The following is a 23,220-nucleotide window of genomic DNA, read 5'->3' as shown; positions in this document are numbered from 1 at the left end:
TATCGGTCGCCGACCGCGCAGATAGCCCGCCGGAGGGTGCCGCTACCGTCGCTGCGAGTTCCGTTACAGGACGGGGAGAAGAGCGCGGCACGACCCCGGCGGGCTGGATCGTCGCAATCCACTTATCTGCAGCCTGCCCTGTCCGCCGTGCCCCCGCCACCCGGGATGACCCATATGGGGACGACCCGCTTCGTACAGGGGCCCGGACAAGGCCCCGGGCAAGGCCCCAGGCCGGGACCCGGGCCGGGAGCCGGGCCGGGACCCGGGCAGGCGCCCGTACGCAGCAGGGGGAGGGCCGAGGAAGGCCGCCGTCGGCGGCGGAACGCCTACCGGCAGCAGTCCGGATCGAGGCCGGTCGGCAGTCGTTCGCCGCCGAAGACCGAGGTCGTGGCCTCGTCGCCGCCCACCGCCGCCACCGCGAGCAGCAGCGAGCCGGCCGTCCAGGCGGTGCGTTCCGGTGGCCAGATCGCGTCGTCGTCGAAGACATAGCCGGTCCAGTACATACCGTCCTCGGCGCGGAGGTGCTGGATCCACGTGAGGATCTGTACGGCCCGCTCGGACTCCCCCATCGCCCACAGCGCCAGCGCCAGCTCCGCGCTCTCGCCACCGGTGACCCAGGGGTTGGGCAGGACGCAGCGGACGCCCAGGCCCGGCACGACGAAGCGCTCCCAGTCCGCGTCGATACGGCGCCTGGCCTCCTCGCCGCGCACCGCGCCGCCCAGGATGGGGTAGTACCAGTCCATGGAGTAGCGGGCCTTGTCCAGGAACCGCTCGGGGTGGCTGCGTATCGCATGGCCGAGGCGGCCAACGGCCAGCTCCCAGTCGGGCTGCGGTTCCTCGCGCTGTTCGGCGAGCGCGAGGGCGCAGCGCAGCGCCTGGTAGAGGGAGGACGAGCCGGTCAGCAGGGCGTCGGTCACGGGTGTGCCGTCGTCCTCGCGCTTCCAGCCGATCGCGCCGCCGGGCTGCTGGAGTTCCAGGACGTACTCGATCGCCGCGTAGACCGTGGGCCACATCCGGTCGAGGAAGGCATCGTCGCCGGTGGACAGGTAGTGGTGCCAGACGCCGACCGCGATATAGCCGCAGAAGTTGGTCTCCCGGCCGCGGTCGGTGGGGGTCTCGGCGTCACCGTCGGCGTAGGCCGCGTACCAGGACCCGTCCGGGTTCTGATGGCGCGCCAGCCAGTCGTACGCGGCTTCGGCGCGCTCGTGTTCGCCGGCCGCGTCCAGGGCCATGGCGGCTTCGGTGTGGTCCCACGGGTCGAGGTGGTGTCCCCGGAACCAGGGGATCGCGCCGTCCTCGCGCTGGGTCGCCAGGATGCCGGCGACCGTACGGGCCGCCTGTTCGGCGGTGAGCACCCCTGGCAGGACGAGCCGTTCGGTACGTCCGGGACTCGTCACTTGGCGGTCCCTGCGGAGCGCTTGGCCGTCGTGTCAGCCGCGGCCGCCTCCGGCAGATGCGGCTTGGTCGCGTAGACCACGAAGCTCTTGCCGATGACCGGGTTGAGCGCCCGCTCGGCCAGCCGGGTGGCCAGCGGCTTCTTCATGATGTCCCAGACCAGCAGCTTGTGGTACGCCTGCACCGGCAGCGCCTTGTCGTTGTCCACCCCAAAGGCGCACTTGAGCCACCAGTAAGGGCTGTGCAGCGCATGCGCATGGTGCGTGCCGTACGGCTCCAGGCCGGCCTCTCGTACCCTGCCGAGCAGTTCCTCGCCCCGGTAGATGCGGATATGGCCGCCCTCGACCTCGTGGTAGGCGTCGCTGAGCGCCCAGCAGACCTTCTCCGGTCCGTAACGGGGCACGGTGACGGCGATCCGGCCGCCAGGGCGCAGCACCCGCACCATCTCGGCGAGTACGCCCTTGTCGTCCGGGATGTGCTCCATCACCTCGGAGATGATCACGACGTCGAAGCTGTCGTCGGGGAACGGCAGCGCCAGCGCATCGCCCTCCATGGCGACGGCGGAGGCGCCCGCCGGGGCCTCCCCGGCCTCCTCCATAGCGGCGAACCACTTGGCGACCTCGCGGATCTCGTCACCGTTCTGGTCGAGGGCGACGACCTGCGCGCCACGCCGATAGCACTCGAAGGCGTGCCGGCCGGCACCACACCCCAGGTCGAGCACGCGGTCGCCCGGGGCGATCGGGAAGCGGGAGAAGTCGACGGTCAGCACGGCGTTCTGCTTTCGTCCGGCGGCGGGTGGTGGCGGTGGGGGCTATGGGGTGTTGTGGGGGGAGGGCTAGAGGAGGGCTATGGGAGGTGGGGGGGCGGTGCGGCCGGTCTACGTACCCGGGGTGGGGGCCGCGGTCCGGCCGCCCCGGAGGGCGATCGCCTCGCGGTAGCGCTCGGCGGTGCCGATGGCGGCCTGTCGCCAGGTGAAGCGGGCCAGCACCCGCTCCCGGCCGGCAGTGCCGAGTCTGTGGCGGAGCTCCTCGTCACCCAGGAGGCGGAGCAGCCCGGCCGCCAGCGCTCCGGCGTCACCCGGGGGTACCGCGAGACAGGTCTCGCCATCGGGCCCGGCGACCTCGGGGATGGCGCCGCCGGTCGTGGCCAGCAGCGGGGTGCCGGTGGCCATCGCCTCGGCGGCGGGCAGCGAGAAGCCCTCGTAGAGGGAGGGGACGCAGGCGACCTGGGCGCTGCGGACGAGGTCGACGAGTTCGCCGTCGGTGATGCCCTTGACGAACTCGATGGCGCCGGAACCGTCCCCCAGCCCGAGCCGTTCGATGGCGGCGGCGACCGGCCCGTCGTCGGCGCGCTTGCCGACGACCACCAGGTGGGCGTCGGGATGCTCGGTGCGCACCTTGGCGAGCGCCTCGACGAGGTGGATCAGGCCCTTGAGGGGGACGTCGGCGCTGGAGGTGGTGACGATCCGGCCCGGCACCTCGGCGACGGCCGGATCCGGCGAGAACAGATCGGTGTCGGCGCCGATGGGGACCACATGGATCCGGTCGGGGCGTACGCCGAGGTCGTCGACGATCTCCTGGCGGGAGGACCCTGAGACGGTGAGCACGGACGGCAGCCGGCGGGCCACGCGCTTCTGCATCCGGGTGAAGCCGTACCAGCGACGGACCGAGGTGCGGCGCTTCCAGTCCTGGGCGGCCGCCAGATCGAGCCGCCGATCGACGGTGATGGGGTGGTGGATCGTGGTGACCAGCGGGGCGCCGAGCGCGCCCGGGCCGCCGAGCAGGCCGTAACCGAGGGTCTGGTTGTCGTGGATGACGTCGAACTGGCCGCGGCGGGCGGCGAGGTGGCGACGGGCACGGAGCGAGAAGGTCAGCGGCTCGGGGAAGCCGCCGGTCCACATCGTGCCGACCTCGAGGGCGTCGATCCAGTCGCGGTACTCGCCGCGCTTCGGCGTGCGGAACGGGTCAGGCTGCCGGTAGAGGTCCAGGCTGGGCAGCTCGGTCAGGGTCACGCCCCCGTCGAGGACCGGATACGGCTGGGAGCCGATGACCTCGACGGTGTGGCCGAGGCGGGCCAGTTCGCGCGAGAGGTGGCGTACGTAGACGCCCTGTCCGCCGCAGAACGGGTTCCCCTTGTACGTGAGCATCGCGATGCGCAACGGACGCCCGTGGTTGCTCTGGGGCGTGGCTTCGGAGCGCAACGGACGCCCGTGGTTGCTCTGGGGTGTGGCCTCGGTGCGCAACGGGCGCCCGTCGTTGCTCGGGGTGGTGGCCTCGGCGCGCGCGGCTGCCCGGACGGCCTCTGCGGTCACGCACGGCCCCCTTCTCACTGGACTTTCGCCGGAGCGTAACCGCTGGCGGTAATCTAGAACAAGTTTCAGAACTGCCGAGCTGTTGAGCTGAGCCACCGGCAGCTACCGACCAGTTCACGAGCTTCGAATCTACCGGCCGAGAACGATGCGAGAAGAGCCGTACCAGGTGATTCGCGCCACCACCCGCACCCCTGCCATGCTGTGTCGATCACAGCACCGGCACTCACCGCATCGCGGACGGAATGCCATGGAATGGGAAATATGACTACGGAATCCAGGGCGGCCAGGCCGACGCTTCCCGCGAGTCCTCCCCTGACCGCGCGTCAGGAGGCCCGACGCCGCCGCATCCTGCACACCAGCGCCAAGCTGGCGTCCCGTGGCGGCTTCGACGCCGTGCAGATGCGCGAGGTCGCCGAATCCTCCGGCGTCGCGCTCGGCACCCTCTACCGCTACTTCCCCTCCAAGGTGCATCTGCTGGTCGCCACCATGCAGGACCAGCTCCAGCACATGCACGAGACCCTGCGCAAGCGGCCGCCGTCCGAGCAGGAACCGGGCGCGCGGGTCGCCCAGACCCTGATGCGGGCCTTCCGCGCACTGCAGCGCGAGCCGCATCTCGCCGATGCGATGGTGCGCGCGCTGACCTTCGCGGACCGGTCGGTGAGCCCCGAAGTGGACACCGTCTCCCGGCTGACGACGGCGATCATCCTCGACGCGATGGGCCTGGACGGGCCCGCCACCCCCGAGCAGTTGTCCGCGGTCCGGGTCATCGAGCACACCTGGCACTCGGCGCTGATCACCTGGCTGTCCGGGCGCGCCTCGATCGCCCAGGTGAAGATAGATATCGAGACGGTGTGCCGACTCATCGACGTCACGGCGCCGGGGCAGGGGCAGGGGCAGTGATTGCGGGCAGTGGCAGGGATAGCGGGCAGCAGAGGGCAGGCGTCCGCACGCCTCAAGGCGTCCGCGCTCAGCGCGTCGCGAGGTCCACGATGCGCTGAATCAGATCGGGGTAGGTCCAACCGGCACCGGCCGCCGCGCGCGGCACCAGGCTCGTCGCCGTAAGGCCCGGGAGCGCGTTCGTCTCCAGGCACATCGGCTCGCCTCCGGCGTCGCAGCGGAAGTCGGTGCGTGAGTACGTGCCGCTGCCGAACCCCAGCGCCTGGTGGGCGCGGAGTGCCAACTCCTGCAACCGGCCGGCGAAGTCGGCCGGAATCCGCGCCGGACACACCTCGCCGACCGCCCCGGGCTGGTACTTGGCGGCGTAGTCGAACAACGGTGTCGTCAGCTCGATCTCGACCACGGGGAGCACCTCGTCGCCGACCACGGCCACGGTGAACTCCCGCCCCGGAAGGAACGGTTCCACCAGCAGCTCACCGCCTCCGGAGTCTTCGGAGTATGCGGAGTCTTCGGAGTTTGCGGAGTTTGCGGAGTTTGCGGCGTGCACCTCGGCCGCCACCTGTGCCAGCTGTGACAGCGAGTCGACCCGGTGGACCGCCACACTCGAACCGTCCGCAACCGGCTTGGCCACCACCGGGCCTGCCCCCACCAGCCGCTGCACGTCCTGCGGCGCCTCGCCCGCCCCGGGCCGCCACAGCACCCGCTCGGCCACCGGCACACCCGCGGCGCCCAGCACCGCCTGCGCCCGCCCCTTGTGCCACGCCGCCGCGCAGGCCGCGCTGCCCGCACCGGTGAACCGCACACCGGCCATCTCCAGCAGCGCCTGCACATGCCCGTCCTCGCCCCAGCCGCCGTGCAGCGCCAGGAACACCGACTCGGCCCCGCGCAGCAGATCGAGGACCGGGCCGCCGGTCAGGGCGGCGTGCATACGTCGCCGCAACCGATGCCGGTCCAGCGGGGACGGCGGCTCCTTCCCCACCCCGACCGCGTCGACCGGGTCACCGGGTCGCAGCGGCCCGGCCAGAACCGGCACTTCGGCGGCCGGGTCGACCAGCACCACCTCGTGTCCCCGCTCCAGCGCGGCCCGGGCGACCGACCAGCCCGAGGCCAGGGAGACGTCTCGCTCCGAACTCTCTCCACCACAAAGAATCACCAGACGCATATCCGGATTCTGCCGCACCGCGGCCGCCGGATGCCGTCCCCGCCGGCCCGCGCCCGTACCCGCTTCCCGCTTCCCGCTTCCCGCTTCCCGGAGACCCTTCACTCCTCTGGTTACTCCCCTGGTCACTCCTCCGGCGGGAAGACCGCCTCACCACCACCGGCGGCGGTGAGGACGATCGCCTCCACCGGACAGCCCTCGGCCGCCGCCAGCAGGCTCTCCGCGGCGTCCGCCTCCGTCGCCGTAGGGTGCGACTGCCGGGCCGGGTCCAGCCGGAAGCCGTCCGGCGCCATGGCGACGCACATCCCCGATCCGATGCACACCCTCCGATCCACCTCGACCCGCCAGCGGTCCGCCATCAGGCACCCGCCGGCAGATGGATCATCTTGTGCTCCAGGTAGGCACCGAAGCCCTCGGGGCCGAACTCCCGGCCGATACCGGAGTTCTTGTAGCCGCCGAACGGGCCCAGCATGTCGATGCTGAAGGTGTTCACCGAGTACGTACCGGTACGCACCTGCCGGGCGATGTCCGTGCCGTGCTCGACGTCGGCGGTCCAGACCGAGCCCGAAAGGCCGTACTCCGAGTCGTTGGCGATCCGTACCGCCTCCGCCTCGTCCTCGTACGGCAGCAGGCAGATGACCGGGCCGAAGATCTCCTCACGCGCGATCCGCATGGAGTTGGCGACCTCGCCGAAGAGGGTCGGCTCGACGTACCAGCCCGTCGGCTGCCCCTTCGGCCGCCCGCCGCCCGTCAGGACCTTGGCGCCTTCCTCCCGCCCGAGCGCGATGTAGTCCAGAGAGCGCTGCTGTTGGCGGCGGGCGACCAGCGGCCCGACCTCGGTGGCCGGATCCAGTGGGTCGCCGACGGTGAGCGCGTCGGCGGCCGCCGCGAACCGTTCGGCGATCTCGTCGTAGCGGGCGCGCGGCGCGAGGATCCGCGTCTGGGCCACGCAGGCCTGGCCGTTGATCATCCAGGCGAACGGCACGATGCCGGCCACCGCAGCGTCCAGGTCCGCATCCGGCAGGATCAACGCCGCGGATTTGCCTCCGAGTTCGAGGGTGACCCGGCTGAGGTTGCGGGCGGCGACCTCCATGACCCGTTTGCCGGCCGCGACCGAGCCGGTGAACGACACCTTGTCCACTCCCGGATGCCCGACCAAGTACTCGCTGACCTCGCGGTCCGCGGGCAGAATCGACAGCACCCCTTCCGGCAGCCCGGCCTCGGTGACGATCTCCGCCAGCAGATATGCGTCCAGCGGGGTCTCCGGCGACACCTTCAGTACCGCCGAGCAGCCCGCCAGCAGCGCGGGCGCGAGCTTGGCCGCGGCGGTGAACTGCGGGACGTTCCAGGGCACTACGGCCGCCACCACCCCGACCGGCTCGCGCCGGACGAGGATCGGTCCCAGCACACCGTCCCGCCGCTCTTCGAACGAGAAGTCGCGGGCCACCGTCAGCGCCGCGTCCCAGGCCAGCACCGCGGCCAGCGACTGCACCATGACGCCGGAGGTGTACGGGGTGCCGTTCTCGGAGCTGATGACCTTGGCGAACTCCTCGCTACGGGCCGCGAAGGCGTCCTTGATACGGGTCACCACCGCGATCCGGTCCGCCAGCGGGGCATGCGCCCAGACCCCGGAGTCGAAGGACGTGCGGGCGGCCGACACCGCGCGGTCGACATCGTCCCGCGAGGCGTGCGGGACCCGGCCGATGACCTGTTCGGTGTGCGGTGAGACGACCTCGATCACGTCCCGGCCGGCCGGATCGGCCAACTCACCGCCTATGTAGAGCTTTCCGTGCTCGACGAGGTCGCTCATCGCTGCCGCCTCCTGCGGGTTGGCCGCTGTCCGACGCCGGTGCTCCCTACCGTCAGGAACTGATACCAGTTCTAGTTGCAGGAGTCCATGAGAAGGAGTCCTTGAGAGGGGGTTCGTGAGAGGGGGTTCGTGAGAGGGGGTTCATGAGAAGGAGTCCATGACGAGACGTCCACGGCATGAGCTCGACCACTTAACCCGGTATGGCCGAAATGCCCGGAATAGCAGAAATGCTCGATGCCTGTCGCCGACCCGTCGGGATCCGGGGCGGCGCCGGTTAAGGTGGGCGGGACAACTTCATCCGTACCTGATCGGGGGAAGCCGGTGGAAATCCGGCGCTGACCCGCAACCGTGAGGACGGCTGGCCCGGCCCGCGCGCCGCACCCGGCCGTACGAGCCGGAGCACCCGATGGGGCACGACCAAGGCTCCCGCCACCGGAACCGTAAGCCGCCCACCTGGGCGGACGGCCCGGCGTGCGGCACCGTCGAGGTATGCGGAGCTGAGCCCGGTGTCCTCGCGCGCCCGATCGCAGGATCGGCGCGCGCGGCCTGCCGAGCGCGGCTCCGTACCATCGCCGCGACCCGAACCGAGAGGCACCGACCCGATGGCCCCCATGGCTTCCATGGCTCCCCACGCTCCGCTGACGCACCCCGTCGCCTTCCTGGCACGCCGCGCCGCCACGGCGCTGGCTGCCGCGGCGGTGCTGGGCACGGCCGCGGCTCCCGCCGCGTTCGCGGACGCTCCGTCGCCGGCCCCGTCGGCCGGCAAGCTGCCGAGCGGGCTGTACGGCACGAAGGACCCGCAGTACGACGGCGTCTGGCGGCAGTCGCTGGCGCTGCTGGCACAGCACACGGTGGGCGTACGGCCCGCGGCGCCGGCCGTGGACTGGCTGGCTGGGCAGCAGTGCGCGGACGGCTCGTTCGCCGCCTTCCGTGCCGAGCCGGGCAAGGCCTGCGACGCCAAGACGATGCGGGACACCAACCAGACGGCCGCCGCGGTGCAGGCACTGGCCGCCCTCGGCGGGCACGGCGACGCCGTGAAGAAGGCCGTGGACTGGCTGAAGTCGGTGCAGAACGACGACGGCGGCTGGAGCTCGATGCCCGGCTCGCCCAGCGACGCCAACTCCACCTCCGTGGTGATCGGCGCGCTCACGGCGGCCGGCGAGAAGCCGGAGTCGGTCACGTCCCGGAAGGGCGGCAAGAACCCGTACGACGGGCTGCTCACCTTCCAGCTGGGCTGCGACGCCGACGTCAAGGAGGGCGAGCGCGGCGCGTTCACCTTCCAGCTCAAGGGAGCGGCGCCGAACGCGGACGCCACGGCGGCCGCGGCCACCGGCGCGCTCGGCAAGGGCTTCGTCGTGGCACCTTCCGGTGACCGTCAGGACACCCCGGTCAACCCGCTGAGCTGCGAGGACGGCAAGCAGCAGGGGACGGCGGGACGGGACCGGGCAGCGGACGCCGGTGCCGCCTACCTCGTCGCACAGCTCGACGCGAACGAGCAGCATCTGCCCTCCGCGATGCCGGGTCAGGAGAAGCAGCCCGATGTCGGCAACACCGCCGATGCCGTGGTCGCGCTGGCGGCCGGTGGGCACGGCTCCGCGGCCCAGAAGCCGCTGAAGTGGCTGGAGCGGAACGCGGCGGGCTGGGCCGAGCAGAGCGGCCCGGCCGCGTACGCCCAGCTGGTGCTGGCCGCGCACGCCACCGGTACCGACCCGCGGTCGTTCGGCGGTACGGACCTGGTCGCCGCGCTGAACGCGACCGGCCCCAAGCCGGCCTCGGTGAACGAGAAGGACGGCAACGGCTCGGACACGTCCGGCGAAGCCGAGGACTCCAAGGACAGCGGCGGCGGCTTCGGCCTCTGGTTGGTCATCGGCATCGGGCTCGCCATCGGTGCCGGCATCGGCTTCCTGCTGAGCGGCCGCAGGAAGAAGAACGATCTCTGATGCGGCGGACGTGGCCGGCGCGGCAGAGGTGGGGGACGGGGCGTACCGAACCGGCGCGGCTGATACGGCTGACGCTGCTGACACGTCCCGGGCGGGTCTTCGGGGCGGTGCTGCTGGCCGGTGCGGTCGTCGGTCTGGGCGCCGGGCCGGCCCAGGCCCAGGAGTACCGCTACTGGTCCTTCTGGCAGGGCGCGGAGGCCAAGGGCGGCAGTGGCCCGAGCGGCTCCGGTTCCTGGACGTACGCCACCGCGGGGCCGGCCACCGTACGGCCCGCCGATGGCACGGTCGAGGGCTTCCGCTTCACCGTCAGCGCCGACTCCGCGGCGGCCGGCACGCCGCGTACGGCCGCGGACTTCGACGCGATCTGCCGCGATACGCCCGCCAAGGACGGCCGTAAGCGGATCGGCGTCGTCCTCGACTTCGGCACCGCCTCGGACGCGCCGGACGGCGAACGGCCGCCGAAGGCCCGGACGGAGTGCGCCCAGGTGCCCGAGGATGCCTCGGCGGGTGAGGCGCTGGCCGCGGTCGCGCCGCCGCTGCGCTACGACTCCAGCGCGTTGCTGTGCGCCATCGCCGGGTACCCGAAGGCGGGCTGCGGGGACCAGGTGAACGGGTCGAAGGGGTCGGACGGATCCGGCTCCGGCGGACCCGGCGGGACGAAGGACGGCGGCGGGAAGAACACCGCGGCGAAGGGCAGCGGCGCGGAGGACGGCAGCGGGGAGGACAGCGGCGGGCCGTCCGCCGGGCTGCTCGGCGGTGTCGCGGCCGTCGTCGTACTGGGCGCGGCGGCCGTGTGGCAGGCGCGCCGCCGACGCGGATGAGCGCCCCGCAGGCGACCCGTACCACCGCGCTGCACGCCGGCGCCTGGTGGCTGTGGGCGCTCGGACTGGCCACCGCGGCCTCCCGCACCACCAACCCGCTGCTGCTGGGACTCCTGGTGGGAGTGGCCGGCTATGTGGTCGCGGTCCGTCGTACGGATGCGCCGTGGGCCCGTTCGTACGGCGCGTTCGTCAAGCTCGGCCTGGTCGTGATCGCCATCCGGCTGGTCTTCGGGGTCGTTCTCGGCACGCCCGTTCCCGGTACCCACACCCTGTTCACCCTGCCCGAAGTGCCCCTGCCGGACTGGGCGCAGGGCGTCCGGCTCGGTGGCCGGGTCACCGCGGAGGGCATGCTCTTCACGCTGTACGAGGGGCTGAAGCTGGCCACCCTCCTGATCTGCGTCGGCGCCGCCAACGCGCTCGCCAGCCCGGCCCGGCTGCTGAAGTCCCTGCCGGGCGCGCTGTACGAGGCGGGCGTGGCGGTCGTCGTCGCCATGACCTTCGCACCGAACCTGGTCGCCGACGTCCAGCGGCTGCGCGCCGCGCGCCGGCTGCGCGGCCGCCCCGACCGCGGGTTCAAGGCGCTGCTCCAGGTCGGTCTGCCGGTGCTGGAGGGCGCGTTGGAGCGTTCGGTGGCGCTGGCCGCGGCCATGGACGCCCGCGGCTACGGCCGGAGCGCACAGGTGCCGCGCGCCGTACGGCACACCACCTCCGCGCTCACCCTCGGCGGCCTGCTCGGCATCTGCGCCGGTACGTACGGCCTGTTGGGCGGCACCGGGGGCGGCTACGGGCTGCCGCTGCTGCTCGGCGGACTGGCCGCGGCGCTCGGCGGACTGTGGCTCGGCGGCCGCCGCTCGGTCCGCACCCGGTACCGCCCGGAGCGCTGGGGCCCGCGCGCCTGCCTCGTCGCGGGCTCCGGTATCGCCGTGGCCGCCGCGATGATCTGGGCCAGCGCCTACGCTCCCGCCGCCCTGCACCCGCCCGCGGTCCCCCTCACCGCTCCCGTCCTCCCCCTCTGGCCGGCCGCGGCCGTCCTCCTCGGACTGCTTCCGGCGATCGTGGCGCCGGCCCCGCCCCCGGCCGTGGCATCGGCATCGGCATCGGCATCGGCACACGAGGAATCCGTAAAGCACGGGAAGCAGAGGAAGTACGAGACGTACGAGAAGCTCGAGACGTACGAGAAGCACGAGCGGCACGAAAACGAGCGGCACAAGAAGGAGCCCACCCAGTGATCCGGTTCGAGCAGGTCTCGGTCACGTACGGCGACGCCGCGGCGCCCGCCGTCCAGGGCATCGATCTGACCGTCCCCGAGGGCGAACTGTGCCTCCTGGTCGGCCCCTCCGGCGTGGGCAAGTCCACCCTCCTGAACGCCGTCTGCGGACTCGTCCCGCACTTCACCGGCGGCACCCTGCACGGCCGCGTCACCGTCGACGGCCGCGACACCCGCACCCACAAACCACGTGAACTCGCCGATGTCGTCGGCACCGTGGGCCAGGACCCGCTGTCCCACTTCGTCACCGACACCGTCGAGGACGAACTCGCCTACGGCATGGAGTCGCTCGGCCTCGCCCCCGACGTGATGCGCCGCCGCGTCGAGGAGACCCTGGACCTGCTGGGCCTCGCCGATCTGCGCGACCGCGCCCTCACCACCCTCTCGGGCGGCCAGATGCAGCGGGTGGCGATCGGTTCGGTGCTCACCACCCACCCCAAGGTCCTGGTCCTCGACGAGCCGACCTCGGCCCTCGACCCGGCCGCCGCCGAAGAGGTGCTCTCCGTACTCCAGCGCCTGGTCCACGACCTGGGAACCACCGTCCTCCTGGCCGAACACCGCCTGGAACGCGTCGTGCACTACGCCGACCAGGTCATCCTCCTCCCCTCCCCCGGCGCACCCCCGGTCATGGGCGCCCCGGCCGACGTCATGGCCGTCTCTCCCGTCCACCCGCCGGTCGTGGCGCTCGGCCGTCTCGCCGGCTGGTCGCCCCTGCCGCTGTCCGTACGCGACGCCCGGCGCAAGGCCGCCCCGCTCCGCGAGCGGCTGGGCCGGGCGACCGTGCCCGTCCGCGGCGACATCCCGGACGTGCGCTCCGGTGCGGTCGCGGAGGTTTCCGGGCTCGGCGTCCGCCGGGGACGGACCGACGCACTGCACCGGGTGGACCTGACGGTCCGGGGCGGCGAGATCATCGCGCTGATGGGCCGCAACGGTGCGGGCAAGTCCACCCTCCTCACCACGCTCGTCGGCATGCACGAGCCGTCCTCCGGGTCGGTACGGGTCGGCGGTGCCGTCCCGCACCGCACCAGCCCGCGCACCCTGCTGCGGCACGTCGGCCTCGTCCCCCAGGAACCCCGCGACCTCCTCTACGCCGACACCGTCGCCGCCGAGTGCGCCGCGGCCGACCAGGACGCGGACGCCCCCGCGGGCAGCTGCCGGGCCCTGGTCGGCAGGCTGCTGCCCGATGTTCCCGATTCCGTCCACCCCCGCGACCTGTCCGAGGGCCAGCGGCTCGCCCTCGCCCTCGCCGTCGTCCTGACCGCCCGCCCTCCGCTGCTCCTCCTCGACGAGCCCACCCGCGGGCTGGACTACGCGGCCAAGGCCCGCCTGATCGAGGTGCTGCGCGGCCTGGCGGCCGAGGGCCACGCCGTCGTCCTGGCCACCCATGATGTGGAACTCGCCGCCGAACTGGCGCACCGTGTGGTGATCCTGGCGGACGGTGAGGCCGTCGCCGACGGTCCCACCGAAGAGGTCGTCGTCTCCTCTCCCTCCTTCGCCCCGCAGGTCGCCAAGGTGCTGGCCCCGCTGCCCTGGCTGACCGTTCCCCAGGTGGCACACGCCCTGGAGGCCACCGGATGACCCCGGCCCGCCAGGCCCGCCCCGTACGCCTCGGGCCCCGCTCCATCGCCGCGCTGACCCTGGTCTCGCTCACCGGTGTGATGGCCTTCGGGTGGCCGCTGCTCGCCGACTCCGCGTCCGGGCTCGCCCATTCCCAGGACGCGCCCTGGCTGTTCGCCGCGCTGCTGCCGTTGCTGCTCGCCGTGGTCGTGGCGACCATCGCCGACACCGGCCTGGACGCGAAGGCCATCGCGATGCTCGGCGTGCTGGCGGCGGCCGGAGCGGCGTTGCGCCCGCTGGGCGCGGGGACGGCCGGTATCGAGCCGATGTTCTTCCTGCTGGTGCTGTCGGGCCGGGTGCTCGGTCCCGGCTTCGGCTTCGTCCTGGGTTCCGTGGCGATGTTCGCCTCGGCGCTGCTGACCGGCGGCGTCGGTCCCTGGCTGCCGTTCCAGATGCTGGCGATGGGATGGGTGTCGATGGGCGCCGGCCTGCTGCCGGGGCCCGACCGGCTGCGGGGGCGCCGCGAACTGGTCATGCTCGCCGCGTACGGCGCGGTCGCCGCCGTGCTCTACGGCGTGATCATGAACCTCCAGGGCTGGCCCTATATCGCCGGTATGGCCTCGGGCGTCTCCTTCGTCCCCGGCGACCCTCTCGATCAGAACCTCGCCCGGTACATCGCCTATTGCCTGGCCACGTCCCTCGGCTGGGACCTGCCCCGCGCCGTGGTCACCGTGCTCCTCACCTTCACCCTGGGCGGCACCCTCCTCAAGGCCCTGCGCCGGGCCACCCGCCGGGCCGCCTTCGACGCCCCCGCGGCGTTCCGGCGTTCCTCCTCTCCCGCACCTCCGCCATGATGGGGAGATGTCCCCCACCACCCCACGCGCCTGTTCGTTCAACACGGCCGCCGCCCAGTACGCGGCGAACCGGCCGTCCTATCCGCCGGCGCTGTTCACCACGATCGAGGAGCTCATCGGACATCCCCTCGCGGGCTGCCGCGTCGCCGACATCGGGGCCGGCACCGGCATCGCCACCGTCCTCCTGCGGGAGCGTGGCGCACAGGTGATCGCCGTCGAGCCGGGCGACGCCATGGCCGCCCAGTTCCGCGACGCGCTCCCGGATGTGCCGCTCGTGCGGGGTGACGGCAATGCCCTGCCCCTCGCCGACGCCTCCCAGGACCTGATCACGTACGCGCAGTCCTGGCACTGGACCGACACCGCCCGCTCCGTGCCCGAGGCGCTGCGCGTCCTGCGCCCCGGCGGCGCGCTCGCGGTCTGGTGGAACACCACGGCCTTCGATGTCCCGTGGATCGCCGCACAGGACGAGCGCGTCGCCCGCCACTGCGGAGTGGCGCCACGTTCCGGGCGGCCCCGCCCCGACGACGGCGATGCCGTCCGGCTGGCCGGTCTGGCGGGACTCCGTGTCGCGCGCCGTCAGATGCGCTGGAGCCGCACGGTCCCGCTCCACACACATCTCGCCAACCTCAGCAGCCACTCGGCGTTCCTCGTCCTCGACGCCGCCGGCAACGACGCCTTCCTCGCCCGGGAGCGCGACCACCTGCGCCGGCTCTTCCCCGACGAGAGGGTGGAGGAGACCTACGTGGTCGACCTGCTCCTGGCCACCCGTCCCTGACCCGCCCCACCCTCCAGAGCCGCCGCACGGTCGTCCTACAGCCGCTGGATGATCGTCGCCGTGGCCAGTGCTCCCCCCGCGCACATGGTGATCAGGGCGAACTCCTTGTCCGTGCGCTCCAGTTCGTGGAGGGCGCTGGTGATCAGCCGGGCGCCGGTGGCACCGACCGGGTGTCCAAGGGCGATGGCACCGCCGTTGACGTTCACCTTCTCCAGGTCCTGTCCGAAGACCCGCGCCCAGGAGAGCACCACGGCGGCGAAGGCTTCGTTGATCTCGACGAGGTCGATGTCCTTGAGGGACATCCCGGCCTTGCCGAGTACCGCGCGGGTGGCGTCGATCGGGCCGTCCAGATGGAAGTGCGGATCGGAGCCGACCAGCGCCTGGGCCACGATGCGGGCCCGCGGGGTGAGCTTGAGGGCGCGCGCCATCCGTTTCGAGGCCCACATCACCGCGGCGGCACCGTCGGAGATCTGTGAGGAGTTGCCGGCCGTGTGGACGGCGGTCGGCATCACGGGCTTGAGCCGGCCCAGCGCCTCCATGCTGGTGTCGCGCAGCCCCTCGTCGCGGTCGACCAGTCGCCACATGCCCTGGCCCGCGGCCTGTTCGTCCTCGGTGGTGGGGACCTGGACGGCGTAGGTCTCCCGCTTGAAGCGCTCCTCGGCCCAGGCGACGGCCGCCCGCTCCTGCGAGATCAGGCCGAGCGAGTCGACGTTCTCGCGGGTCAGCCCCCGGTGGCGGGCGATGCGTTCGGCGGCCTCGAACTGGTTGGGCAGATCGACGTTCCACTCGTCGGGCCAGGGCCTGCCGGGGCCGTGCTTGGAGCCGCTGCCCAGCGGCACCCGGGACATCGCCTCGACGCCGCAGCCGATGCCGATGTCGATGACGCCGGCCGCGATCATGTTGGCGACCATGTGGTTGGCCTGCTGGGAAGAGCCGCACTGGCAGTCCACGGTGGTCGCCGCGGTCTCGTACGGGAGGCCCATGGCCAGCCAGGCGTTGCGGGCCGGGTTCATGGACTGCTCACCGGCGTGGGTGACGGTGCCGCCGACGATCTGTTCGACGCAGTCGGGCTGGATGCCCGTACGGGCGAGGAGTTCGCGGTAGGTCTCCCCCAGGAGGTAGGCGGGGTGGAGGTTGGCGAGCGCACCGCCGCGCTTGCCGATCGGGGTGCGTACTGCTTCGACGATGACGGGTTCCGCGGCCATGACTGACTCGTCCTCTCCTGGCGTCCGAGGGCGTCCCGGCACCAACCACGGAAGAAGAACCGGCACCCACGGAAGAAGAACTAGTACGCGTTCTAGCTGTGCGAACAGTCTCGTGAGCCGCCCACCGGGGCGCAAGGGGCACGCAAGCCCCTTGTCCACAAGAGGAGTTGCAAGTGGAGTTGCCGCATCCCTTGCCACTTGTGGAACTCGTTACTACCTTCACCGCGACCCCGCCCCGCCTGCCCGCCTGCTCGCCTGATGGGCCATCAGGCGTTCCGACGGAGCCACGGACCAGGCCAGGAGCCGCCATGCCATGCCCAGCGCTGCCCGAGGGGTTCGACTTCACCGATCCCGACGTCTACCAGTCCCGCGTTCCGCTCCCCGAGTTCGCCCAGCTGCGGCAGACCGCGCCCGTGTGGTGGAACGCCCAGCCGCGGGGCATCGCCGGCTTCGACGACGACGGCTACTGGGTCGTCACGCGCCATCAGGATGTCAGAGAGGTATCCACCAAACCGGAGCTCTTCTCCGCCAACCTCAACACCTCGATCATCCGCTTCAACGCGTCCATGCCCCGCGACCAGATCGAAGTCCAGAAGCTGATCATGCTGAACATGGACCCGCCGGAGCACACCCGGGTCCGTCAGATAGTGCAGCGGGGCTTCACCCCGCGCTCCATCCGCGCCCTGGAGGAGGCGCTGCGCCGACGGGCGGCACATATCGTCGCCACGGCGCGGGACAGCGGCACCGGGGACTTCGTCACCGACGTGGCCTGCGAACTTCCCCTCCAGGCCATCGCGGAACTCATCGGCATCCCCCAGGACGACCGGGCCCGCATCTTCGACTGGTCCAACAAGATGGTCGCGTACGACGACCCCGAACTGGCCATCACCCAAGAGGTCGGCGCCAACGCGGCGATGGAGCTGATCTCGTACGCGATGAACCTCGCCACGGCGCGCAAGGAGTACCCGGCACGGGACATCGTCAGCCGGCTGGTGGCGGCCGAGCACGAGGGGAATCTCGGATCCGACGAATTCGGTTTCTTCGTCCTGCTGCTGGCGGTGGCCGGCAACGAGACCACGCGTAATGCCATCACGCACGGGATGCACGCGTTCCTGACCCACCCGGCGCAATGGGAGCTCTACAAGCGTGAGCGGCCGGAGACGGCGGCCGAGGAGATCGTGCGCTGGGCGACCCCGGTGGTCTCCTTCCAGCGCACCGCGACCCAGGACACCGAACTGGGCGGCGCGCGGATCAGGAAGGGCCAGCGGGTGGGGATCTTCTACGCCTCCGCCAACAACGATCCGGAGGTCTTCGACCGCCCGGAGGTCTTCGACATCCTCCGCGACCCCAATCCGCACCTGGGCTTCGGGGGCGGCGGGCCGCACTACTGCCTCGGCAAGTCCCTGGCGATCCTGGAGATCAACCTGATCTTCCACGCCCTCGCGGACGCCATGCCCGGCATCTCCCTGGCGGGCCGGCCCCGGCGGCTTCGCTCGGCGTGGCTCAACGGCGTCAAGGAGCTGCGGGTGCGTTACGGCTGACGGGTACCACGGCGGCTAGCGGGAGGGGCGGGCGGCGGTCTGTCCGAAATCGGTTCGTCGCTCAACCTTGCCAGCCTTTATGGGCGCCTTTACCTTTAACTCGCAAGTAACACGCGGTAGTTCGCAGCTTGTTGGCAGCTCGTCCGCAACTTGTTCACAGCTCGTTCGTGGCTCGTTCGTGGTTTGTGGCAGTCGCAGGCTCCCCGCGGGTAACGCACCTCCCCACGGGTAACGACAGTGCGCTCCACGCTCTTCGAAGGGGACCCACACCATGAAGGACTCTCAAGGCAGACCCCTCACGGGACGCATCAGCTGGCGGAGATTCGCCGTGCTGGCCGTCCCGGCCCTCGCCGGTACCGCAGCCCTGGGCATCGCCCTGGCCAATGGGGCACTCGCGGCGTCATTCGCCGTATCGGGACAGCAGTTCAAAGTGTCCGCGGACAGCCTCAAGGGCGACGGGTTCGCCCAGTACGGCAGCATCGACCGCAACGCCAGAGGTGAGCTCCTGCCGGTCGCGGTGACCGCCATCAAGACGGCCCGGATGGACCATCTGTGCCAGTCGGTGGTCACGCATCTGCCCGTCATCGGCGACATCTCGCTCAACCTCAGCGCCGGTACGGGCGGCACGCCCGTCGAGGCGAGCAATCTCTTCGTGGACGCCACCCAGCTCGCCGGTAACGCGTCCTTCCACAACATCGAGATCGGCCGGGACGCCTCCACCCTGAACAAGGGGCCGAGCAACGCCCAGGGCTTGCAGGACCTCTTCGCCCAGCAGGCCGACGATGTCAGCATCAGCAAGCTGCGGCAGACCGCCTGGGCCACCAACGCGGGGACGTTCAAGCTCTCCGGGCTGAGCATGAAGGTCTCCAAGGGCTCGAAGGAATGCTTCTGACCTGGCGGCGCTGGCGAAGGGGGCGGCCCTTCTGGGGCGGTCTGGCAGCCGTCGTCGCCGGCGCCGAGATCTGCGTCATCCCTCTGGCACCACTCAAGATCATGCTGCAACAGGGCATCGCCGGTATCCCCTCGGTGCTGATGGGGCTGGTGATGATCCTGATGGGACTCTCGGCGTGGTTCGCGCCGCACTACCGGGGCATCGCAGGCGTCTTGACCGTTCTCTGCGCGGCGGCCGCGCTGGTGATGTCCAACCTCGGCGGTTTTCTGATCGGGACGGTCATCGGGATTCTCGGCGGGTCGATGATCTTCGCCTGGCAGCCGGTGGCCGGTGCGGCAGAGCCCACCCGGACCGACGAGTCACTGAGCCGGTGACCAGTGGTCCCGTGAGCCGGTGAACAGTGGTCCAGTGAGCCGGTGAACAGTGGTCCAGTGATCCCGTGAGCGGCGCTCTCACACCCCACGTCTGCCACTACCCCCCTCTGGAAGGGCATCACGATGTCGATGCAGCGGTCTGTGTACTTCCCTGTGTACTTCCCGCACATCCGTAGACGCACCTTACGTACTGCCGGCACCGGGGCCGTCGCGGCTGCCCTCGGGCTGGCCTTCGGCGTGACGAGCCCCGCCACGGCCCAGCCGGCCGGGACACCGCCCACCCCAGCAGCAGCCGCAGCCGCAGCCGCAGCCGCAGCCGCGACAACCGTCGCCCCCGCAGGTCACGGCTTTACCGCCACCCTCACGGGCGAGGCCACCTTCAAGGCCGGCTCGGTGACCGTCACCTGTACCACCTCGGCCTCCAGCGGGCAGGTGCCGGCCGCGCCCGGCAACCACAACGAGGCCGGGCCGGTGACCAGTTCCGCCACCCCGGCGACCTACGAGTCGTGCACGACGAGCATGCCCGGAGTCGACGCCACGGTCACCACGACCGGCACCTGGGGCGTGATCATGCAGAACGGCTCCCCGGCGACCGCCGGGCTGACCATCCCCTCCGGCGGAGTCGTCCTCAAGACCACCGGGTTGGCGTCCTGCACGGTGACCACAGCGCCCGACTCGGCGGTGACGGTGAACGGCACCTGGACCAATGGCGCGCCGTCCACCCTCACCTTCACCAATGCCGAGGTGCCCGTAAAGGTGGAGGGCGGTTTCGGCTGCCCGACCAACGCGACCACTTCGGCGTTCAACGCCACCTACGAGATCACGGACACCACGGACCCCGCGTCCCAGATCACCGTCACCGGCTGACGCCTCGTTCAACGGCCCGTCAGGCTGACGGCTGTCGCGATCACCAGTGCCACCATGGCCAGCGCGCCGGCCAGGAACGCGGTGATCAGCCGTCGTCGCAGCGCAAGGTAGACGCCCTCGTATTCGGCCCGAAGCGTGACGCTGCGGGCCGCAATACGCTCCAGAAACTCCCGCGACGCGTTGCGCTGGTCCCGGCAGTAGCGCGATGCCACCTCCTGCCGCTGAGTGTCGGTCAGCCAGGGCAGGCCGGCACAGAAGGCATCCGCGCGGTTGCGCGCCCGGTCCTTCTCGCCCTCCCAGAGGAGATATCCCTCGATCTCGTTGATGGCCCGGTCCATGTCGATGTCCGTCTCCATCTCCGTGTCCATGTCCTCCATAGATCTTCCTAGACAGTCCTGACGCCGGCACCATGGGCGTCGCCCTCGGCATCCGCATCCGCGTCCACCGGAGCCGTGAGTTCCTGCGCGACCTCCGGGTGGTGCAGGTCGAATGCCGGGGATTCGGAGCGGATACGCGGCAGAGCGCGGAAATTGTGCCGCGGCGGCGGGCAGGACGTCGCCCACTCCAGCGAACGGCCATATCCCCAGGGGTCGTCGACCTCGACCTTCTCTCCGTACTTCGCGGTCTTCCAGACGTTGTAGAAGAAGGGCAGGAGAGAAAGTCCGAGGAGGAAGGAGAAGATGCTGGAGACGGTGTTGAGCGTGGTGAAACCATCGGCGACCAGATAGTCGGGGATCCGGCGCAGCATGCCTTCCGAACCGAGCCAGTGCTGGACGAGGAAGGTGCCGTGGAAGCCGATGAACATGGTCCAGAAGGTAATTTTGCCGAGGCGCTCGTCGAGCATCTTGCCGGTGAACTTCGGCCACCAGAAGTGGAAGCCGGAGAACATCGCGAAGACGACCGTTCCAAAGATGACGTAGTGGAAGTGCGCCACGACGAAGTACGAGTCCGAGACGTGGAAGTCCATCGGCGGCGACGCCAGGATCACACCCGTCAGACCACCGAACGTGAAGGTGATCAGGAAGCCGATCGCCCACAGCATCGGCGTCTCGAAGGACAACGACCCCTTCCACATCGTCCCGATCCAGTTGAAGAACTTCACACCGGTCGGCACCGCGATCAGGAATGTCATGAACGAGAAGAACGGCAACAGCACGCCGCCCGTGACGTACATGTGGTGCGCCCACACCGTCACGGACAGACCTGCGATCGAAATCGTCGCCGCGATCAGACCCATGTAACCGAACATCGGCTTCCGCGAGAACACCGGAATGACCTCGGAAATGATGCCGAAGAACGGCAGCGCGATGATGTACACCTCGGGATGCCCGAAGAACCAGAACAGATGCTGCCAGAGCAGCGCACCGCCATTGCCCGCATTGAAGACATGGGCCCCGAATTTACGGTCCGCCTCCAGCGCGAACAGCGCGGCGGCCAGCACCGGGAAGGCCAGCAGGACCAGCACACCGGTCAGCAGCACGTTCCATGTGAAGATCGGCATCCGGAACATCGTCATGCCCGGCGCACGCATGCAGACGATCGTCGTGATGAAGTTGACCGCACCCAGGATCGTGCCGAAACCGGAGAAGGCCAGACCCATGATCCACATATCGGCACCGACACCCGGCGAGCGGACCGCGTCCGATAGTGGCGAATAGGCGAACCAGCCGAAGTCCGCCGCACCCTGCGGCGTCAGGAATCCACCGACCGCGATCAGCGAGCCGAAGAGGTACAGCCAGTAGGCGAACATGTTCAGCCGGGGGAAGGCGACATCCGGTGCGCCGATCTGCAGCGGCATGATCCAGTTCGCGAAACCGGCGAACAGCGGCGTCGCGAACATCAGCAGCATGATCGTGCCGTGCATCGTGAACGCCTGGTTGAACTGCTCGTTCGACATGATCTGGTGGCCGGGACGGGCCAGTTCGGCGCGCATCAGCAGCGCCATCACGCCACCGATGCAGAAGAAGGCGAAGGCGGTGACGAGATAGAGCGTGCCGATGGTCTTGTGGTCGGTGGTGGTCAGCCACTTCACGGGGAGCCTCATGTCCCGTAGATGTCCGGGACCGCCGTGATCCTCACCGTCCGGGCCGTGACGGCCTGGTGTGAAGAGTCACCCGAGGAAGGTGTGACGATCGAGGACATGCCGGACACCAACGGTTCATGAGCACGGACGACGCCTACGCCGACGCCGACGACGCCTTCGCCGAGGCCTATCGCGCGCACTACTGGGCGGTCAGCCGCTTTGTGGCGCGGCGTCTGGACGGGCAGCAGGCCCACGAGGTCGAGGAAGTGGTGGCAGAGGTCTTCTCCATAGCGTGGAGACGCCGCGGCGAGCTTCCGGACCCTCCGTTGCCCTGGCTGTACGGAGTGGCCCGGAACTGTCTGGCCAATACGGTGCGGGGGCTGGGCCGCTACCGGAAGCTGCTGCACCGGCTCGGCAACCACGAGGCGGCGCACCAGCGGCAGACCGTGGAGAGCCCGGACGCCGAACGCCCCGGCTCCTGGGTGCACGAGGTACTGGACCGCCTCTCCCCTGCCGATCAGGAGGTGCTGCGGCTGACGGCCTGGGAGGAACTGACCGTCGAGGAACTGGCGGTGACCCTGGGCTGCGGCCGGAGCGCGGCGGCCATGCGGCTGCACCGGGCGCGCCGCCGCCTCCGCGCGGAGATCGACCGAACGCGGATGACCGTACCCGTACGAGCAGCGTCCGTACGAGCAGGAGGAGACGGCAATGTCTGACGAACTGGATCTGCTGCGCGCGGCCAATCCCGTACCGGCCGACGGCGGCCCCTGGCGGGACGGCCCGCTGGACGCCCACGCCGAACGCGCCCTCAACCGCCTGCTGCACCGCACCCGTACCCGGCAGGCCGGGTGGCGCCTCATGCTGCGCGCCGAGGCCGCGGTGCTCGCCCTCTTCGCCGTGCTGGCCTTCACCCTCTCCGACGTCGGCAGGGACGCCGCGGCGCCGGTGACCGTGCCCGAGGAGCGCATCACGCGCTGGAACGCCGACAGCAGCGGCTCCGAACTCACCGTGGCCACCGATCCGCGGCACCCGGCCCCCGCCCGGTCATCCATGACGACCACGGCCGCTGACGGGCCGTCAGCGACAGCGCGAACGGCATCGGTACGACACCCTAACTCCTGGGCCTGGAGATCACCTTCACCAAGGACCAGCCCGACTTCCGCGTCAAGGCAGGTGAGGTGATGCCGTACGAGGCTACGAGGCATGGCTTCCGTAAAGCACCCCGGCCGACGCAGCCCGAGTGACACAGCCCGAGTGACGGCCTGAGTGACGCGGCCCGGGTGGCGGGCCCGAGTGGCGGGGCGCGGCGTGATGGCCGATCCTTGGAAGGACGCGACGATCCGTAACGGCGCGGCGGCAGAGTGCGCCGCCGCGCCCTGCGTCGCGTATCACATGTCACTGCGCGTATCGCTGCCGCGCCCTCCGACGGGCACCGCCGCCCCACGCACGCACACCACCGAATGCGTGACGCACGCCACAAAACAGTCAACGGTTGCAGCCGTCCGCCGCGATATGGATCACAGACCGGCGCC

21 protein-coding genes, 1 pseudogene and 1 riboswitch are annotated in these 23,220 nt (G+C 70.8%); of the genes and pseudogenes, 13 read left to right on the top strand and 9 right to left on the bottom strand.

All coding sequences use genetic code 11. The features are described 5' to 3' along the window. Nucleotides 1-326: 326 nt before the first annotated feature. From ACFY12_RS21230 to ACFY12_RS21220, 3 genes are all read right to left on the bottom strand, one after another. The gene (locus ACFY12_RS21230) at nt 327-1,397 is read right to left on the bottom strand and encodes a prenyltransferase/squalene oxidase repeat-containing protein (RefSeq protein WP_390717403.1); all 1,071 of its coding nucleotides are present in this window, start codon (nt 1,395-1,397) and stop codon (nt 327-329) included. Beyond that, a complete protein-coding gene (locus tag ACFY12_RS21225; RefSeq protein WP_390717402.1) occupies nt 1,394-2,164 on the bottom strand; it encodes a class I SAM-dependent methyltransferase in 771 nt (256 codons plus the stop codon). The genes ACFY12_RS21230 and ACFY12_RS21225 overlap by 4 nt, the downstream gene beginning before the upstream one ends. A 108-nt stretch (nt 2,165-2,272) precedes the next feature. Further along, the gene (locus tag ACFY12_RS21220) at nt 2,273-3,541 is read right to left on the bottom strand and encodes a glycosyltransferase family 4 protein (RefSeq protein WP_390717840.1); all 1,269 of its coding nucleotides are present in this window, start codon (nt 3,539-3,541) and stop codon (nt 2,273-2,275) included. 426 nt (nt 3,542-3,967) lie between these two features. On the opposite strand from ACFY12_RS21220, the gene ACFY12_RS21215 reads away from it, so the two are divergent. After that, nucleotides 3,968-4,606, top strand: a complete 639-nt coding sequence (locus ACFY12_RS21215) for a TetR family transcriptional regulator (protein ID WP_390717401.1) — start codon at nt 3,968-3,970, stop codon at nt 4,604-4,606. A 67-nt stretch (nt 4,607-4,673) separates the two neighbouring features. On the opposite strand, the gene ACFY12_RS21210 is transcribed toward ACFY12_RS21215, so the two are convergent. The 3 genes from ACFY12_RS21210 to ACFY12_RS21200 form a co-directional block, all read right to left on the bottom strand. Further along, nucleotides 4,674-5,765, bottom strand: a complete 1,092-nt coding sequence (locus ACFY12_RS21210; protein ID WP_390717400.1) for an ATP-grasp domain-containing protein — start codon at nt 5,763-5,765, stop codon at nt 4,674-4,676. 122 nt (nt 5,766-5,887) lie between these two features. After that, nucleotides 5,888-6,121 carry a ferredoxin gene (locus ACFY12_RS21205; protein WP_390717399.1) on the bottom strand — a complete coding sequence of 78 codons (234 nt, stop codon included), beginning with the start codon at nt 6,119-6,121 and terminating at the stop codon, nt 5,888-5,890. Continuing rightward, nucleotides 6,121-7,572, bottom strand: a complete 1,452-nt coding sequence (locus ACFY12_RS21200; protein WP_390717398.1) for an aldehyde dehydrogenase — start codon at nt 7,570-7,572, stop codon at nt 6,121-6,123. The genes ACFY12_RS21205 and ACFY12_RS21200 overlap by 1 nt, the downstream gene beginning before the upstream one ends. A gap of 273 nt (nt 7,573-7,845) precedes the next feature. Then, nucleotides 7,846-7,998, top strand: a riboswitch (cobalamin riboswitch). Nucleotides 7,999-8,183: 185 nt separating this feature from the next. Between ACFY12_RS21200 and ACFY12_RS21195 the strand changes: the two genes are divergently transcribed. The 6 genes from ACFY12_RS21195 to ACFY12_RS21170 are packed head-to-tail and all read left to right on the top strand — an operon-like array spanning nt 8,184 to nt 14,786. After that, nucleotides 8,184-9,512 carry a prenyltransferase/squalene oxidase repeat-containing protein gene (locus tag ACFY12_RS21195; RefSeq protein WP_390717397.1) on the top strand — a complete coding sequence of 443 codons (1,329 nt, stop codon included), beginning with the start codon at nt 8,184-8,186 and terminating at the stop codon, nt 9,510-9,512. Beyond that, complete coding sequence (locus tag ACFY12_RS21190; RefSeq protein WP_390717396.1) at nt 9,512-10,333, top strand: SCO2322 family protein; 822 nt, start codon at nt 9,512-9,514, stop codon at nt 10,331-10,333. Before ACFY12_RS21195 ends, ACFY12_RS21190 begins: the two co-directional genes overlap by 1 nt. After that, complete coding sequence (locus tag ACFY12_RS21185; RefSeq protein WP_390717395.1) at nt 10,330-11,562, top strand: energy-coupling factor transporter transmembrane protein EcfT; 1,233 nt, start codon at nt 10,330-10,332, stop codon at nt 11,560-11,562. The genes ACFY12_RS21190 and ACFY12_RS21185 overlap by 4 nt, the downstream gene beginning before the upstream one ends. Beyond that, entirely contained in the window at nt 11,559-13,178 is a 1,620-nt protein-coding gene (locus tag ACFY12_RS21180) for an ABC transporter ATP-binding protein (protein ID WP_390717394.1), read from the top strand. Before ACFY12_RS21185 ends, ACFY12_RS21180 begins: the two co-directional genes overlap by 4 nt. Next, nucleotides 13,175-14,011, top strand: a complete 837-nt coding sequence (locus ACFY12_RS21175) for an ECF transporter S component (RefSeq protein ID WP_390717393.1) — start codon at nt 13,175-13,177, stop codon at nt 14,009-14,011. The genes ACFY12_RS21180 and ACFY12_RS21175 overlap by 4 nt, the downstream gene beginning before the upstream one ends. Before the next feature lie 7 nt (nt 14,012-14,018). Next, entirely contained in the window at nt 14,019-14,786 is a 768-nt protein-coding gene (locus ACFY12_RS21170) for a class I SAM-dependent methyltransferase (protein ID WP_390717392.1), read from the top strand. A gap of 35 nt (nt 14,787-14,821) precedes the next feature. On the opposite strand, the gene ACFY12_RS21165 is transcribed toward ACFY12_RS21170, so the two are convergent. Beyond that, a complete protein-coding gene (locus ACFY12_RS21165) occupies nt 14,822-15,991 on the bottom strand; it encodes a steroid 3-ketoacyl-CoA thiolase (protein ID WP_390717391.1) in 1,170 nt (389 codons plus the stop codon). A gap of 308 nt (nt 15,992-16,299) precedes the next feature. Here ACFY12_RS21165 and ACFY12_RS21160 point away from each other — a divergent pair, with 308 nt between their 5' ends. From ACFY12_RS21160 to ACFY12_RS21145, 4 genes are all read left to right on the top strand, one after another. After that, entirely contained in the window at nt 16,300-17,532 is a 1,233-nt protein-coding gene (locus tag ACFY12_RS21160; RefSeq protein ID WP_390717390.1) for a cytochrome P450, read from the top strand. A gap of 271 nt (nt 17,533-17,803) precedes the next feature. Next, a complete protein-coding gene (locus ACFY12_RS21155) occupies nt 17,804-18,424 on the top strand; it encodes a DUF6230 family protein (protein WP_390717389.1) in 621 nt (206 codons plus the stop codon). After that, entirely contained in the window at nt 18,415-18,798 is a 384-nt protein-coding gene (locus ACFY12_RS21150) for a DUF6114 domain-containing protein (protein ID WP_390717388.1), read from the top strand. The genes ACFY12_RS21155 and ACFY12_RS21150 overlap by 10 nt, the downstream gene beginning before the upstream one ends. Before the next feature lie 129 nt (nt 18,799-18,927). Beyond that, nucleotides 18,928-19,665: a hypothetical protein gene (locus ACFY12_RS21145; RefSeq protein WP_390717387.1), complete on the top strand. Its 738-nt coding sequence runs from the start codon at nt 18,928-18,930 to the stop codon at nt 19,663-19,665. 8 nt (nt 19,666-19,673) lie between these two features. Here the strand turns inward: ACFY12_RS21145 and ACFY12_RS21140 are convergent, their stop codons facing one another. Further along, complete coding sequence (locus tag ACFY12_RS21140) at nt 19,674-20,042, bottom strand: hypothetical protein (protein ID WP_390717386.1); 369 nt, start codon at nt 20,040-20,042, stop codon at nt 19,674-19,676. 8 nt (nt 20,043-20,050) lie between these two features. Then, a pseudogene (gene ctaD, locus ACFY12_RS21135) lies at nt 20,051-21,697 on the bottom strand (cytochrome c oxidase subunit I); the annotation flags it as partial. Between the two features lie 128 nt (nt 21,698-21,825). Here ctaD and ACFY12_RS21130 point away from each other — a divergent pair. Next, nucleotides 21,826-22,404, top strand: coding sequence for an RNA polymerase sigma factor (locus ACFY12_RS21130; RefSeq protein ID WP_390717385.1), 579 nt, complete (start codon nt 21,826-21,828; stop codon nt 22,402-22,404). After that, the gene (locus tag ACFY12_RS21125; protein ID WP_390717384.1) at nt 22,397-22,870 is read left to right on the top strand and encodes a hypothetical protein; all 474 of its coding nucleotides are present in this window, start codon (nt 22,397-22,399) and stop codon (nt 22,868-22,870) included. Before ACFY12_RS21130 ends, ACFY12_RS21125 begins: the two co-directional genes overlap by 8 nt. The last annotated feature ends 350 nt before the right edge of the window (nt 22,871-23,220 follow it).

This window comes from Streptomyces sp. NPDC001339, from assembly GCF_042895955.1.
GTDB lineage: Bacteria > Actinomycetota > Actinomycetes > Streptomycetales > Streptomycetaceae > Streptomyces.
Note: the sequence above shows the minus strand (reverse complement) of the source record. Positions and strands in the feature narration are given on the sequence as shown.